We start from the raw sequence: 14,563 nt of genomic DNA, 5'->3' as shown, positions 1-14,563 counted from the left end.
AAGATGCTGGATAATAAAGCATGACCCGCTTGACGGCTAGCGCCGTCGGAGACCCTTGCAATGCCTGATCAAGATGTACGCTTGCAACACCTGAAAGTTTGGCTCGATGAACAGCTGGCAACCCTTTTTGCAGATCAGGGCTGGGGCGCCGTACCCCCGGCCACGTTGACCGCAGCCAGCAGCGACGCGAGTTTCCGCCGGTATTTCCGTTGGGAAGGCGCGGGTCGCAGCTTCGTCGTGATGGACGCGCCGCCGCCTCAGGAAAACTGCAAACCGTTCGTGGATATCGCCTTTTTGCTGGCGAAATCCGGCATCAACGTGCCGAAAATTTATGCCGAGGACCTCGAACGCGGGTTTCTTTTGCTCAATGACCTGGGCAACAAGACCTATCTGGACGTGATCGACAGCGAAAATGCCGACGCGTTATTCAGCGATGCCCTGCAAGCGCTGCTGGCTTTTCAGCAACTGCCGATGGTGGCACCGCTGCCGAGCTATGACGTCGCATTGTTGCGCCGCGAGCTGGAACTGTTCCCCGAGTGGTACGTGAAACGCGAGTTGGGCGTCGAGTTCGATGCAACCCAGCAGCAACAGTGGCAAAAAGTCAGCGAGCTGCTGATCGACAGCGCCCTGGCCCAGCCGAAAGTCCTGGTGCACCGCGACTACATGCCGCGCAACCTGATGCTCAGCGAACCGAATCCCGGCGTGCTGGATTTTCAGGACGCCGTGTATGGCCCGGTGACCTACGACGTGACCTGTCTGTTCAAGGACGCATTCCTCAGCTGGCCTGAAGAGCGTGTGCGCGGCTGGCTGGAAAGCTACTGGCAACAGGCGTTGGCGCTGAACATCCCGGTGCAGCCGGACTTCGAAGAGTTCCTGCGCGCCAGCGACCTGATGGGCGTGCAGCGCCATCTGAAAGTCATCGGCATCTTCGCCCGCATCTGCCATCGCGACGGCAAGCCGCGTTACCTTGGCGATGTACCGCGTTTCTTCTCTTATATAGAAGCGGTCATCGCGCGCCGTCCCGAGCTGGCGGATCTGCAGGCACTGCTCGCCAGCCTGCGTGGTGGAGTGACGGCATGAAGGCAATGATCCTGGCGGCAGGCAAAGGCGAGCGGATGCGCCCGCTGACCCTGACCACCCCCAAACCGCTGGTGCGAGCCGGTGGCGTGCCGCTGATTGAATACCACCTGCGTGCCCTCGCGGCGGCAGGTTTCAATGAGATCGTGATCAACCATGCCTGGCTCGGACAGCAGATTGAAGATCACTTGGGCGATGGCTCGCGATTCGGCGTGTCGATCCAGTACTCGCCGGAGGGCGAGCCGCTGGAAACCGGCGGTGGAATTTTCCGCGCCTTGCCGCTGCTGGGCGAGGACGCGTTTCTGGTAGTCAACGGTGACATCTGGACCGATTACGACTTCAGCGTGCTGCATCAGCCGATCACTGGCCTGGCGCATCTGGTGCTGGCGGACAACCCGGCGCATCACCCGACAGGCGATTTCACCCTGGCCGACGGCCAGGTGCGTGATGGCCAGGCCGAGGCAGCGACCCTGACCTACAGCGGCATCGCCGTACTGCATCCGCAGTTGTTCGACGGCTGCACTGACGGTGCCTTCAAGCTGGCGCCGCTGTTGCGAAGAGCCATGGCGGACGGGCAGGTGACCGGCGAGCGACTGAAAGGTCACTGGGTCGATGTCGGTACGCACGAGCGTCTGGCCGAAGCTGAAGCCTTGATAGAAGCGAGTCGCTGATATGTTGTGGCCAGGGACTCTGATTGGAGCCGGAGCAGGTTTTGCTATCGCCAGCATTCCGGGGGCCATGCTTGGGGCTTTGTTGGGGCAGGCGCTGGATCGGCGCCTGCATTTGCAGAGCTGGGGGCATTTGCGGGAAAAACTCGGCGGCCGGCCGATGCTGCGCAACGACGAACTGTTGTTCGTGTTGCTCGGGCGTCTGGCCAAGAGCGACGGGCGGGTCACGGACGGTCACATCCAGCAGGCGCGTCAGGAAATGCGCTCGCTGGAAATGAGCGATCCGGCACAGCGCCGGGCGATTGCTGCATTTAATCGCGGCAAGTCCGGCAACGACAATCTGCGCGGTTATCTGCGGCGGTTGAGCGCTCAACCCCATGCGGCCGAAGGCGTGTTGCGCGCCTGCTGGCGGATGGTCTGGGCCGACGGCCGGGCCGGCGTCAGTGAGCGTGAGTTGCTGGCGAGGTGGGGCAAATGGCTGGGCTGGACGACGCACCAGATCCAGGCGCTGGCGGCGGATTACGAGCCGCACAAGCGTCCGATCGTCAGCGCGGCGGTCAGCTATCAGGAGGCAATGCGTCTGCTCGGCGTATCAGCCACCAGTGAACCGGCGCAGATCAAACGTGCCTATCGACGCCTGCTCAGCCGGCATCACCCGGACAAGGTCGCCGGGACAGGTGCCACGCCGGCGCAAGTGCGTGAGGCCACCGAGAGGACCCGCGAATTGCACAATGCCTACACGTTGATTCGCGAACGGCGGGATTTTCGCTAGGCATAAAAAAATCGCAGCGTCGGGCTGCGATTTTTTTGTCTGCGTTTTTAGTCCGGGCTCTTCAGTCCGGGCTTTGCGGATTCAACCAGCCACGCACCCGGCGGAACAATTGTTCCTGCTCGGCCTTGTTGTCCGGCAGCGCTTTAAGTGCGACCTGACTGAACGCGGACGTCTTCAGCCGTTTGCTCGCCTGCATGCGCTCCAGCGCCGCGTTGCGGTCCAGCGCCTTATCCATATAGAAAATGTCGGCTGTCGGCAGCTTCAGGGTCGGTGTCAGTTCCACCAGTTCCGGCTTGGCCTTGACCGGGGTCTGCGCCGCTACCAGCATCAGCTTCTCGACCTGCGAGTTCTGTCTCTCGCTCATGTAGCGCGCCGCCCAGTAGGCGCCGGTGCCGTGGCCGAGGACGACGATGCTGCGCGCGCTCTGTTGTTCGGCGTAGGCCAGTGCTGCGTCGATGCGGGCGAAGATTCGCTCGGCGTCGGCCTTGGACTGTTCCTCGGTGGATTCAGCAACGACCTTGTCCGTCACATCGGCTTCGCCGCCGGCGGCTTGTTCGATCGGCTCGGCGGTGGTGGAATCCTTGCTGCCCGGGTCGGCGGTTTTCGGTGCGGCGGGGGCTTCGGCCACGCGCGGTGCGATGGCATCGCTTTGCAGATCGGGCAGGGTGATACTCAGGCTGCTCCACTCAACGTCCGGCAACTTGCGGCGCAACGGGCCGATCGCCTGGGGCCAGTCGGCGGTCTCGCCGGCACCGGGAATGAGGATCACCGCGCCTTTGGGTTCGGCGGTGTTGGCCGGTTTCCACAAGGCGAGGAAGGTGTCGCTGCCGGCTTGCAGTTGCTGTTGTTCCTGGGCCGGAACCTTGCGTTCGAGTGCCGCGGCTTCTTCCTGACTACGCTCAAGCAGTGGCTGGCGTTCGACCGGTTTTTCTTCGGCGGCTTTTTCTGCGGCGGGGGCAGGTGCCGGATCCGCGGCTTCGACGGAAAACGCACAAGGCAGGATCAGCGACAGGCACAATGCTGGCATTGCCAGGCGATAGACAGGGGGCATCGGTTATTCCAGGCCAGAAGTTATCCCGGCAGCCTAATGGGTTGGTCAGAATTTGTCAGTGTATGAGACTTCAATGATGCGTTTTTGCTGCCTGTGGGTTATCGGCTGTCTGGCGTTTCCCTTGATGGGCTGGGCGGCGCCTGCGCCACCGAGTCACCTCGCGCGGTTGTCGGCGAGCGAGCAACAGTGGCTCGCACAGCACAATGAGTTGCGCGTGGGCCTGGTGTTGCAGGCGCCGTACGCGCAATACGACCGGCGCTTGCAGCGGCTGTCGGGGGCCAACGTCGAAGTGATGAAGGCATTGGCCAAGGCGCTGAATGTCGAGCTGAGCTGGCGCAACTTTCAGGATCTGGCACAACTTGAGGCCGCTGCCCGGGAAGGCGAAATCGACATCGCCCCGGGCTTGACCCAGACCCCGGGCGGGTTGCGCTTGTGGCAGTTTTCCGACCCGTATATGCGTGTGCCGCAACTGGTGGTCAGCGACCAGAAGAGCAGCGCGACCGTGGAACTGGAAAAACTCGACAGCCAGACCCGCGTGGCCGTGCGCATGCCCGGCGTCACCGCCGATTACCTGCGCGGCAACTATCCCCACCTGAATCTGCAAGGCGTACCGATGGAACGTCAGGCGCTGCAACTGTTGCTGAGTCAGCAGGCGTCCTACGCGGTGGTCGATGAGGCGCAGCTCGGGCGGCTGTCGGCGGAACCGGAGTTCGCCGGGCTGGTGGTGGTCGGTGACATCGGTTTGCCGCAACTGCTGCGCATCGGTACCCGTCGTGACTGGCCGGAACTGGCCGGTATCGTCGAGAGCGCCTTGCGCGCAATCCCGGCCAAGGACCTGGAGCGTCTGCATGCGCAGTGGCTGCAACCCAAGTATCCGCGGCTTTCCGAGTCTCCGGGCTTCTGGCAGAACCTGAGTCTGTTGTTCGCGGTGCTGCTGCTCAGTTGCGTGGCCATCGTGTTCTGGCAACGCCGCCAGCAGCGCAACCTTGAACAACGTCTGCTCGACGCGCGCGAAGACATCGCCCTGCGCGCCGCCAGTGAAGAAGCCCTGCGCCTGACTCAGTTTTCCATCGACCAGAGCACCGTCGGCATTCTCTGGGTCAACTGGGACAGCCATGTGCGCTACGCCAACCGTGCGGCAGAAAACATGCTCGGTTATCCACAGGGCGCCATCATCGACCGGCCGTTGATCGACTTCGAACCGGGCCTGCACATGGACCGCTGGCTGAACCTGTGGAAACGCGCCCGGGCCAGCGAAGAAGGGCCGCTGAGTTTTGAAACCAACTGTGTGCGCGCCGATGGAAGTGTGCTGCCGGCCGACGTGTCGTTGAGCTTCCTGCGTTTTCGCGATGGCGAGTACCTCGTGGTTTATCTCACCGATGTCACAGAGCGTCGCCGTGCCCTGGCTGCGTTGCAGGAAAGCGAGGCGCGGCTGCAAGGCATCGCGGCCAATGTACCGGGGCTGGTGTTCCGCCTCGAGCGCGCGCCGGTGACCGGGCAGATCGACTTCGCTTACATCAGCGAGGGCAGCGAGAGTCTGGTCGGCTACGCGCCGGCCGCCATCGCCCATCGCGACATGGGCCTGCGCAGTCTGGTGCATCCGGATGACCGGGCCGCTTATCACCAGACCCAGGATCAGGCGCTGGACACCGACAGCGACTGGTCGTGGCAAGGCCGGATCCTGACGCGCCAGGGCGAGCAGCGCTGGGCCGAGATCAAGGCGATCACCCGTCAGCTGGAGGGCGGTGCCTATGTCTGGGACGGCATCGTCTGGGACATCACCGAAAGCAAACGCATCGAACTGGAACTGGCGGCCTCCCGCGAACAACTGCGCGAATTGTCGGCGCACCTCGAAAGCGTGCGGGAAGAGGAAAAAGCACGCATTGCCCGCGAAGTCCACGATGAACTGGGGCAAATGCTGACGGTATTGAAACTGGAGACATCGATGTGCGAACTGGCCTACGCGCAACTCGACCCGGGTCTGAACGAGCGGCTGAACAGCATGAAGCGCCTGATTGCCCAGTTGTTTCAACTGGTGCGGGACGTGGCGACGGCGCTGCGCCCGCCGATCCTCGATGCCGGGATCGCCTCGGCGATCGAGTGGCAGGCGCGGCGGTTCGAGGCGCGCACGCAGATTCCGTGTCTGGTGCAGGTGCCGGACAACCTTGCGCCGCTCAGCGACGCCAAGGCCATCGGCCTGTTCCGTATTCTTCAGGAGGCGCTGACCAACGTCATGCGCCATGCCCAGGCGCATACTGTGGAACTGACGCTGGCGCAGGAAGGGGACGAATTGTGTCTGACGGTCAGCGATGATGGCGTAGGATTTGTCGCCGCTGCCGGCAGGCCGACTTCGTTCGGACTGGTGGGCATGCGCGAGCGGGTGTTGATCATGGGCGGGCGGTTGGTGCTTGAAAGTGAGCCGGGGGATGGCACTCGTCTGGTGGTGTGGGTGCCGGTGGATGAGGTCTGATGATTTTGCGGTGTCTGGACTGACGCCTTCGCGGGCAAGTCGAATCGTCGCACCGCCGCTCCCACAGGGATTTGTGTTTGCCTGAATCTGGAGAAGAAAAGTGATCCGTGTACTGGTAGCCGAAGACCACACCATTGTTCGCGAAGGCATCAAGCAATTGATCGGCCTGGCCAAGGATCTGCAAGTGGTGGGGGAGGCGAGCAATGGCGAGCAATTGCTGGAAACCCTGCGCAACGTGCCCTGCGAAGTGGTGCTGCTGGATATCTCGATGCCCGGCGTCAACGGGCTCGAAGCGATTCCGCGGATCCGCGCGCTGAACCATCCGCCGGCGATTCTGGTGCTGTCGATGCACGACGAAGCGCAGATGGCCGCCCGGGCACTGAAGATCGGCGCCGCCGGTTATGCGACCAAGGACAGTGATCCGGCGCTGTTGCTGACGGCGATCCGCAAGGTCGCGGCGGGCGGGCGCTACATCGACCCGGAGCTGGCCGACCGCATGGTGTTCGAAGTCGGCCTGACCGATGCGCGGCCGCTGCACTCGTTGCTGTCCGAGCGCGAGTTCTCGGTGTTCGAACGCCTGGCCCAGGGTGCCAACGTCAACGACATCGCCCAGCAACTGGCCCTGAGCAGCAAGACCATCAGCACCCACAAGGCGCGGCTGATGCAGAAACTCAACATCACTTCCCTCGCCGAGCTGGTGAAGTACGCGATGGAGCACAAGCTCCTCTGAACCACACCTCTGTCCACAGTGGGAGCGAGCGTGCTCGCGAAGAGGCGGTGTCAGTCAGAAAAGATGGCGACTGACACACCGCTTTCGCGAGCAAGCTCGCTCCCACAGGTTTCTGCATCGATCCTGCGATATTGGGCATATCTCTTAGCGACACACGCTTTTGCTTGTTATTGAAGCTTGCAGCTCAGCGCTCTCCCCTGCCTTATCCATTAGCGTCATCCTTGTAGGGCAATCCCTACCCCCGGACTTCCATCCGGCTGAGGCGATTCTCTCCTGCGCCCCGATTTGCGTGACTGTGAGCAGCCACTAGGCTTAATCCCACAGCAGTCATCAATAACAAAGGTGTGGGTATGAGCCAGGTCGAATCAAACGCAGGGGCCAGCGATGTGCTGGTCAGCTTTCGTGGAGTGCAGAAGAGCTACGACGGCGAGAACCTGATCGTCAAAGACCTCAACCTGGACATCCGCAAGGGCGAGTTCCTGACCCTGCTCGGGCCGTCCGGCTCCGGCAAGACCACCAGCCTGATGATGCTCGCCGGTTTCGAAACCCCGACCGCCGGTGAAATCCTCCTGGCCGGTCGGGCGATCAACAACGTGCCGCCGCACAAGCGCGACATCGGCATGGTGTTCCAGAACTACGCGTTGTTCCCGCACATGACCGTCGCTGAAAACCTCGCGTTCCCGCTGACCGTGCGTGGCATGAACAAGAGCGACGTCAGCGACAAGGTCAAGAAAGTCCTGAGCATGGTCCAGCTCGATGCGTTCGCATCGCGTTACCCGGCGCAACTGTCCGGCGGCCAGCAACAGCGTGTGGCTTTGGCCCGTGCGCTGGTGTTCGAGCCGCAACTGGTGCTGATGGACGAACCTCTCGGCGCTCTCGACAAACAGCTGCGCGAACACATGCAGATGGAAATCAAACACCTGCACCAGCGCCTCGGCGTGACCGTGGTCTACGTGACCCACGACCAGGGCGAAGCCCTGACCATGTCTGACCGCGTTGCCGTGTTCCATCAAGGAGAGATCCAGCAGATCGCCCCGCCGCGCACCCTTTACGAAGAACCGAAAAACACCTTCGTCGCCAACTTCATCGGCGAGAACAATCGCCTCAACGGTCGCCTGCTCAGCCAGAACGGCGAGCGCTGCGTGGTCGAGCTGGGGCGCGGGGAAAAGGTCGAGGCGCTGGCGGTCAACATCGGCCAGACCGGCGAGCCGGTCACCCTTTCAATCCGCCCGGAGCGCGTCAGCCTCAACGGTTCTAGCGATCAATGCGTCAACCGCTTCTCCGGGCGGGTGGCCGAATTCATCTATCTGGGCGACCACGTCCGGGTGCGCCTGGAAGTCTGCGGCAAGACCGACTTCTTCGTGAAACAACCGATTGCCGAGCTCGATCCAGCGCTCGCGGTCGGCGACGTGGTTCCGCTTGGCTGGCAGGTCGAGCACGTTCGCGCGCTCGATCCTCTTCTAGAGGCGCACTAAAACGCCCCGCAATACCAACACCAACCCTGCACGTGGAGAGAACAATAAATGTTGAGATCCCTGAAGTTCACAGCCCTGACCCTGGGCCTGATGGGTGCGGCCAGCGCAATGGCCGCAGGTCCTGATCTGACCGTGGTTTCGTTTGGCGGGGCGAACAAGGCAGCGCAAGTCAAAGCCTTCTACGCACCGTGGGAAGCGGCGGGCAACGGCAAGATCGTCGCTGGTGAGTACAACGGTGAGATGGCCAAGGTCAAAGCCATGGTCGACACCAAGAGCGTGTCCTGGGATCTGGTAGAGGTTGAATCGCCGGAACTGTCCCGTGGCTGCGACGAAGACATGTTCGAACAGCTTGATCCTGCGCTGTTCGGTAAATCCGAAGACTACGTCAAAGGCGCGATCCAGCCGTGCGGCGTGGGCTTCTTCGTGTGGTCGACCGTGCTGGCCTACAACGCCGACAAGCTGAAAACCGCACCGACCAGCTGGGCGGATTTCTGGGACACCAAGAAATTCCCGGGTAAGCGCGGCCTGCGCAAAGGCGCCAAGTACACCCTCGAATTCGCACTGATGGCCGACGGCGTTGCGCCGAAAGACGTCTACAAGGAACTGGCCAGCAAGGGCGGTCAGGATCGCGCGTTCAAGAAACTGGATGAGCTGAAACCGAACATCCAGTGGTGGGAAGCCGGCGCCCAGCCGCCGCAATACCTCGCTTCCGGTGACGTGGTCATGAGCTCGGCCTACAACGGCCGGATCGCTGCGGTGCAGAAAGAATCCAACCTGAAAGTGGTGTGGAACGGCGGCATCTACGACTTCGACGCCTGGGCCATCCCGAAAGGCCTGGACGCCAAGCGTGCCGAAGCGGCGAAGAAATTCATCGCGTTCTCGGTGCAGCCGCAACAGCAGAAGACCTACTCGGAAAACATCGCCTACGGCCCGGCCAACTCTCAGGCAGTGCCATTGCTGGACAAGGCAATCCTGAAAGACATGCCGACCACCCCGGAAAACATCGCCAACCAGGTGCAGATCGACGTCAGCTTCTGGGCTGACAACGGCGAGCAACTGGAGCAGCGCTTCAATTCCTGGGCTGCGAAGTAAGCACGCGACCCTGCAAGGGCGGCTCGCCTCACCCTTGTGGGAGCGAGCTTGCTCGCGATGAGGCCACCCCATTCAACATCTTCGTTGATTGAATGACCGCATTCGCGAGCAAGCTCGCTCCCACAGGCTGCGGTGTTCCAACACAACAGCGGCGGTTCACTGCTTCTGTAACGATCAAAGATTTGCGGAGTACGTCATGGCCATCGCCGTTCCCCTGAACGAGGGCAACAGCCCCACCTTGAAGCAGCGGCTCAAGCACGCCGAGCGGGTCAATCGCTGGAAGGCCCAGGCGCTGATCGCGCCGCTGGTGCTGTTTCTGTTGCTGGTGTTCCTGGTGCCGATCGTGGCGCTGCTCTATAAAAGCGTCGGCAACCCGGAAGTGGTCGGCGGCATGCCGCGCACCGTGACCGCGATTGCGGCGTGGGACGGCCGAGGCCTGCCCGCAGAACCGGTCTACAAAGCCGCCAGCGAAGACCTCGCCGAAGCGCGCAAAAACCAGACCCTGGGCGATCTGTCCAAGCGCCTGAACATGGAGTTGGCCGGCTATCGCAGCCTGCTGACCAAAACTGCCCGCTCGCTGCCATTCGCCAGCGAACCGGCCTCTTATAAAGAAGCGCTGGAGGGCCTCGACGAGCGTTGGGGCGATCCGGCCTACTGGCAAGCGGTGAAGCGCAACACCAGCAGCATCACCCCGTTCTATCTGTTGGCAGCAGTGGATCACCGCATCGATGATCTCGGCGAAATTGCCCCGGCGACTCCGGATCAGGCGATCTACCTCGACATCTTCGCCCGGACTTTCTGGATGGGCCTGATCATCACCGTGATCTGCCTGGTGCTGGCCTATCCACTGGCGTACCTGTTGGCCAATCTGCCGTCGCGTCAAAGCAACCTGCTGATGATTCTGGTGCTGTTGCCGTTCTGGACCTCGATCCTGGTACGGGTCGCGGCGTGGATCGTGTTGCTGCAATCCGGCGGATTGATCAACAGCGCGCTGATGGCGATGGGCATCATCGATAAACCGCTGGAGCTGGTGTTCAACCGCACCGGGGTCTACATCTCGATGGTGCACATCCTGCTGCCGTTCATGATCCTGCCGATCTACAGCGTGATGAAAGGCATCTCGCCGACTTACATGCGCGCCGCGATTTCCCTCGGTTGCCATCCGTTCGCCAGTTTCTGGCGGGTGTACTTCCCGCAGACCTACGCCGGTGTCGGCGCCGGTTGCCTGTTGGTGTTCATCCTCGCCATCGGCTACTACATCACCCCGGCGCTGCTCGGCAGCCCGAACGATCAGATGGTCAGCTACTTCGTCGCGTTCTACACCAACACCAGCATCAATTGGGGCATGGCGACCGCACTCGGTGGACTGTTGCTGCTGGCGACCGTGGTGCTTTATCTGATCTACAGCTGGCTGGTGGGCGCCAGTCGCCTGCGCCTGAGCTAAGGGGAATTTGAAATGCTGAGTCCTTATATGTCGCCCGTCGAGCGGGTGTGGTTCTACAGCTTGCGGATCCTCTGCGGCTTGATCCTGTTGTTCCTGATCCTACCGGTGCTGGTGATCGTGCCGCTGTCGTTCAACTCGGGCAGTTTTCTGGTGTATCCGCTGCAGGGCTTTTCGCTGCACTGGTATCAGGACTTCTTCGCCTCGGCGGAATGGATGCGCTCGCTGAAGAACAGCATCATCGTCGCCCCGGCCGCGACCGTGCTGGCGATGGTCTTCGGTACGCTGGCGGCCATCGGCCTGACCCGTGGCGACTTCCCCGGCAAGCCGCTGGTGATGGCGCTGGTGATTTCGCCGATGGTGGTGCCGGTGGTGATCATCGGTGTGGCCAGTTACCTGTTTTTCGCGCCGCTGGGCCTGGGCAACAGTTTCTTCTCGCTGATCGTGGTGCACGCGGTGCTCGGTGTGCCGTTCGTGATCATCACGGTGTCGGCGACGTTGCAGGGGTTCAACCACAATCTGGTGCGGGCGGCGGCCAGCCTTGGCGCCTCGCCGCTGACCACGTTCCGTCGGGTGACCTTGCCGCTGATTGCGCCGGGGGTGATTTCCGGTGCGCTGTTTGCCTTTGCGACCTCGTTCGATGAAGTGGTGGTGACGCTGTTCCTCGCAGGTCCCGAGCAAGCGACGTTGCCTCGGCAGATGTTCAGCGGGATTCGCGAGAACCTGAGCCCGACGATCGCGGCGGCTGCGACTCTGCTGATTGCCTTCTCGGTGATTCTGCTGCTGACGCTGGAGTGGTTGCGTGGGCGGAGTGAGAAGCTGCGTACTGCCCAGGTCTGAACCAGCTCGATATTGCTCCCTCGCTCCGCGTTCCCGCTCCCGAATGGAACGCGGAGCGTCCCGGGCTGCATTCCCACGCGGAGCGTGGGAACGATCAGTGTGCGGTCAGTCATTCATGCGCTGAATGACAGACAACCCGAATTCCCCAGCTACGCTTGTGCTCAGCTCCCACATCTATAAGAGGCTGCGCACGATGAGTCTTTCCTCGTTCAAGATTGCTCACAAACTGATCACCGGCGCCGGAGCCATCGAGCAACTGTCGGCCGAGCTCACGCGGCTGGACATCGATAACCCGCTGATTGTCACCGATGCCGCGCTGGTCAAGTCCGGCACGGTTGAGCTGGCGCTGGCGCAGATCGGCGAGCGCGAGTACGAAATCTTCGACCGGGTGCTACCCGATCCGGAGATCGCCATCGTCGAGGACTGCATGCGTGTCTACCGCGAAGGCGGGCATGACGGGCTGATCGGTCTCGGTGGCGGCAGTGCCATCGACATCGCCAAGAGCGTCGCGGCATATGCCGGTTATCACGGTGCGCTGGAAGATCTGTTCGGCGTCGATCAGGTACCGCGCAAAGGCCCGCCGCTGATTGCGATCCCGACTACCGCCGGCACCGGTTCTGAAGTGACCAACGTCGCCATACTTTCGGACAAGGTCGCCCAACTGAAGAAAGGCATCGTCAGCGATTACCTTTTGCCAGACGTGGCGCTGGTCAGCCCGCAGATGACCCTGACCTGCCCGCGCAGTGTCACCGCCGCCAGTGGCGTCGATGCGCTGGTGCATGCCATCGAATCCTACCTGTCACTGAATGCCTCGCCGATCACCGATTCGCTGGCCATCGGCGCAATCAAATTGATCGCCCGGTCCTTGCCCAAGGCCTACGCCAATCCCTCCAACCTGCAGGCCCGGGAAGACATGGCCACCGCCAGCCTGATGGCCGGCATGGCGTTCGGCAATGCCGGGGTTGGCGCGGTGCATGCGCTGGCGTATCCGCTGGGTGGGCGTTTCAACATTGCCCACGGCGTCAGCAATGCGTTGCTGCTGCCGTATGTCATGACCTGGAACAAGATGGCCTGCGTCGAACGGATGCAGGATATCGCCGAAGCCATGGGGGTGAAGACCGCTCATCTGAGTCTCAATGAGGCCGCCGACAGTGCGGTCGCTGCGATGACCGAACTGTGCGCGGCGGTAGAAATTCCGCTGGGCTTGCGCAGTTTCGGCGTGCCCGAAGAAGCGATCCCGGCCATGGCGGTAGAGGCCGCGGGAATCGAGCGCCTGATGCGCAACAACCCGCGCAAGCTCAGTGCCGCCGACATCGAGAAGATCTACCGGGCGGCGTACTGAGAACCCGCCGGTCATCGGTCATGGCACAACCCAATCATCGCGGTCACGGTGCGCGCGCGGAAACTTGAGGTATACAATGCGCGCCATCGTGATTTAGCTCAGAAAAGGTGCGTCATGCAGCCCTTCGTTATTGCTCCGTCGATTCTCTCCGCCGACTTCGCCCGCCTGGGCGAGGAAGTGGACAACGTTCTGGCCGCCGGTGCCGACTTCGTTCACTTCGATGTCATGGACAACCACTACGTACCGAACCTGACCATCGGCCCGATGGTCTGCGCCGCACTGCGCAAGTACGGCGTGACCGCGCCGATCGACGCGCACCTGATGGTCAGCCCGGTGGATCGCATCGTCGGCGACTTCATCGAGGCCGGCGCCACCTACATCACCTTCCACCCGGAAGCCACGCTGCACGTCGATCGTTCGCTGCAACTGATCCGTGAAGGCGGCTGCAAATCCGGCCTGGTGTTCAACCCGGCGACCCCGCTGGACGTGCTCAAGTACGTGATCGACAAGGTCGACATGGTCTTGCTGATGAGCGTCAACCCGGGTTTCGGCGGGCAGAAATTCATCCCCGGCACCCTCGACAAGCTGCGTGAAGCGCGGGCGATCATCGATGCCTCGGGTCGTGACATCCGCCTGGAAATCGACGGCGGCGTCAACGTTAACAACATCCGTGAAATCGCCGCTGCCGGCGCCGACACCTTCGTGGCCGGCTCGGCGATCTTCAATGCGCCGAACTATCAGGAAGTCATCGACAAGATGCGTTCCGAACTGGCGCTGGCTCGCCCATGAGCGGATTTGAGCAGCTGTTCCCGGGGCAACTGCCGCGGTTGGTGATGTTCGATCTGGATGGCACGCTGATCGATTCGGTACCCGACCTGGCGGCGGCGGTGGATAACATGCTGCTCTCCCTCGGGCGCAAGCCTGCCGGTATCGAGTCGGTGCGCGAGTGGGTCGGCAACGGTGCGCCAGTGTTGGTGCGCCGCGCTTTGGCCGGTGGCATCGACCATGCCTCCGTGGATGACGTCGAAGCCGAGCATGCGCTGGAAGTTTTCATGCAAGCCTACGGCGCCAGCCATGAGCTGACCGTGGTCTATCCCGGCGTGCGCGATACCCTCAAATGGCTGCACAAGCAGGGCGTAGCCATGGCGCTGATCACCAACAAGCCGGAGCGTTTTGTCGCGCCGCTGCTGGATCAGATGAAGATCGGCCGCTACTTCAAGTGGATCATCGGCGGCGATACCCTGCCGCAGAAGAAGCCTGACCCGGCGGCGCTGTTCTTCGTCATGAAGATGTCCGGCATCCCGGCCTCGCAATCGTTGTTCGTCGGTGATTCGCGCAGCGACGTGCTGGCGGCGAAAGCGGCGGGGGTCAAGTGTGTTGCGCTGAGTTATGGCTACAACCATGGCCGACCGATTGCCGAGGAATCCCCGGCGCTGGTGATCGACGATCTGCGCAAGCTAATTCCCGGTTGCCTGGATACGGCCGCTGAGATAACGTTGCCCGACGCTTCTCAATCCCCTTCTGGAAACGCCATCGTGGTGGTCACCCGCAAACTCTGGATGAAAGTCATCAAGGCCCTGGCCCGCTGGCGTTGGCGCGCCTGAC

General features: G+C 62.1%; 13 protein-coding genes. 12 read left to right on the top strand and 1 reads right to left on the bottom strand.

The genetic code is table 11. From position 1 onward, the window contains the following. The first annotated feature begins 60 nt into the window (after positions 1 to 60). The 3 genes from IHQ43_RS26450 to IHQ43_RS26440 are packed head-to-tail and all read left to right on the top strand — an operon-like array spanning position 61 to position 2,517. On the top strand, positions 61 to 1,080 hold the full coding sequence (locus IHQ43_RS26450) for an aminoglycoside phosphotransferase family protein (RefSeq protein ID WP_192562608.1): 1,020 nt from the start codon (positions 61 to 63) through the stop codon (positions 1,078 to 1,080). Beyond that, positions 1,077 to 1,748, top strand: a complete 672-nt coding sequence (gene murU, locus IHQ43_RS26445; protein WP_192562607.1) for an N-acetylmuramate alpha-1-phosphate uridylyltransferase MurU — start codon at positions 1,077 to 1,079, stop codon at positions 1,746 to 1,748. The genes IHQ43_RS26450 and murU overlap by 4 nt, the downstream gene beginning before the upstream one ends. A gap of 1 nt (position 1,749) precedes the next feature. Next, positions 1,750 to 2,517, top strand: a complete 768-nt coding sequence (locus IHQ43_RS26440; protein WP_192562606.1) for a TerB family tellurite resistance protein — start codon at positions 1,750 to 1,752, stop codon at positions 2,515 to 2,517. 61 nt (positions 2,518 to 2,578) lie between these two features. On the opposite strand, the gene IHQ43_RS26435 is transcribed toward IHQ43_RS26440, so the two are convergent. Further along, positions 2,579 to 3,568, bottom strand: a complete 990-nt coding sequence (locus IHQ43_RS26435) for an alpha/beta hydrolase family protein (RefSeq protein WP_192562605.1) — start codon at positions 3,566 to 3,568, stop codon at positions 2,579 to 2,581. A gap of 73 nt (positions 3,569 to 3,641) precedes the next feature. On the opposite strand from IHQ43_RS26435, the gene IHQ43_RS26430 reads away from it, so the two are divergent. From IHQ43_RS26430 to IHQ43_RS26390, 9 genes are all read left to right on the top strand, one after another. Continuing rightward, positions 3,642 to 6,038, top strand: a complete 2,397-nt coding sequence (locus IHQ43_RS26430; protein WP_192562604.1) for a PAS domain-containing sensor histidine kinase — start codon at positions 3,642 to 3,644, stop codon at positions 6,036 to 6,038. Positions 6,039 to 6,138: 100 nt separating this feature from the next. Next, positions 6,139 to 6,768, top strand: a complete 630-nt coding sequence (locus tag IHQ43_RS26425; RefSeq protein ID WP_011336200.1) for a response regulator — start codon at positions 6,139 to 6,141, stop codon at positions 6,766 to 6,768. A 350-nt stretch (positions 6,769 to 7,118) separates the two neighbouring features. Next, on the top strand, positions 7,119 to 8,243 hold the full coding sequence (locus IHQ43_RS26420; protein WP_192562603.1) for an ABC transporter ATP-binding protein: 1,125 nt from the start codon (positions 7,119 to 7,121) through the stop codon (positions 8,241 to 8,243). A gap of 48 nt (positions 8,244 to 8,291) precedes the next feature. Beyond that, on the top strand, positions 8,292 to 9,335 hold the full coding sequence (locus IHQ43_RS26415) for an ABC transporter substrate-binding protein (protein ID WP_007959933.1): 1,044 nt from the start codon (positions 8,292 to 8,294) through the stop codon (positions 9,333 to 9,335). 196 nt (positions 9,336 to 9,531) lie between these two features. Next, on the top strand, positions 9,532 to 10,779 hold the full coding sequence (locus tag IHQ43_RS26410) for an ABC transporter permease (protein WP_007959935.1): 1,248 nt from the start codon (positions 9,532 to 9,534) through the stop codon (positions 10,777 to 10,779). Between the two features lie 12 nt (positions 10,780 to 10,791). Further along, positions 10,792 to 11,616 (top strand): ABC transporter permease, encoded by an 825-nt coding sequence (locus tag IHQ43_RS26405; protein WP_011336198.1) that lies wholly within the window; start codon positions 10,792 to 10,794, stop codon positions 11,614 to 11,616. A 193-nt stretch (positions 11,617 to 11,809) separates the two neighbouring features. Beyond that, entirely contained in the window at positions 11,810 to 12,958 is a 1,149-nt protein-coding gene (locus IHQ43_RS26400) for an iron-containing alcohol dehydrogenase (protein ID WP_192562602.1), read from the top strand. Positions 12,959 to 13,072: 114 nt separating this feature from the next. Further along, positions 13,073 to 13,747 carry a ribulose-phosphate 3-epimerase gene (rpe, locus tag IHQ43_RS26395; protein WP_007918813.1) on the top strand — a complete coding sequence of 225 codons (675 nt, stop codon included), beginning with the start codon at positions 13,073 to 13,075 and terminating at the stop codon, positions 13,745 to 13,747. Next, entirely contained in the window at positions 13,744 to 14,562 is an 819-nt protein-coding gene (locus IHQ43_RS26390) for a phosphoglycolate phosphatase (protein ID WP_192562601.1), read from the top strand. Before rpe ends, IHQ43_RS26390 begins: the two co-directional genes overlap by 4 nt. Position 14,563 lies beyond the last annotated feature (1 nt).

Source organism: Pseudomonas gozinkensis (assembly GCF_014863585.1).
Lineage (GTDB): Bacteria > Pseudomonadota > Gammaproteobacteria > Pseudomonadales > Pseudomonadaceae > Aquipseudomonas > Aquipseudomonas gozinkensis.
This window is presented reverse-complemented; position numbering and strand designations above follow the sequence as displayed.

Coding starts and splice junctions, on each gene's coding strand:
- IHQ43_RS26450 (WP_192562608.1), top strand. CDS start 61: ATGCCTGATCAAGATGTACGCTTGCAACACCTGAAAGTTTGGCTCGAT.
- murU (WP_192562607.1), top strand. CDS start 1,077: ATGAAGGCAATGATCCTGGCGGCAGGCAAAGGCGAGCGGATGCGCCCG.
- IHQ43_RS26440 (WP_192562606.1), top strand. CDS start 1,750: ATGTTGTGGCCAGGGACTCTGATTGGAGCCGGAGCAGGTTTTGCTATC.
- IHQ43_RS26435 (WP_192562605.1), bottom strand. CDS start 3,568: ATGCCCCCTGTCTATCGCCTGGCAATGCCAGCATTGTGCCTGTCGCTG.
- IHQ43_RS26430 (WP_192562604.1), top strand. CDS start 3,642: ATGATGCGTTTTTGCTGCCTGTGGGTTATCGGCTGTCTGGCGTTTCCC.
- IHQ43_RS26420 (WP_192562603.1), top strand. CDS start 7,119: ATGAGCCAGGTCGAATCAAACGCAGGGGCCAGCGATGTGCTGGTCAGC.
- IHQ43_RS26415 (WP_007959933.1), top strand. CDS start 8,292: ATGTTGAGATCCCTGAAGTTCACAGCCCTGACCCTGGGCCTGATGGGT.
- IHQ43_RS26410 (WP_007959935.1), top strand. CDS start 9,532: ATGGCCATCGCCGTTCCCCTGAACGAGGGCAACAGCCCCACCTTGAAG.
- IHQ43_RS26405 (WP_011336198.1), top strand. CDS start 10,792: ATGCTGAGTCCTTATATGTCGCCCGTCGAGCGGGTGTGGTTCTACAGC.
- IHQ43_RS26400 (WP_192562602.1), top strand. CDS start 11,810: ATGAGTCTTTCCTCGTTCAAGATTGCTCACAAACTGATCACCGGCGCC.
- rpe (WP_007918813.1), top strand. CDS start 13,073: ATGCAGCCCTTCGTTATTGCTCCGTCGATTCTCTCCGCCGACTTCGCC.
- IHQ43_RS26390 (WP_192562601.1), top strand. CDS start 13,744: ATGAGCGGATTTGAGCAGCTGTTCCCGGGGCAACTGCCGCGGTTGGTG.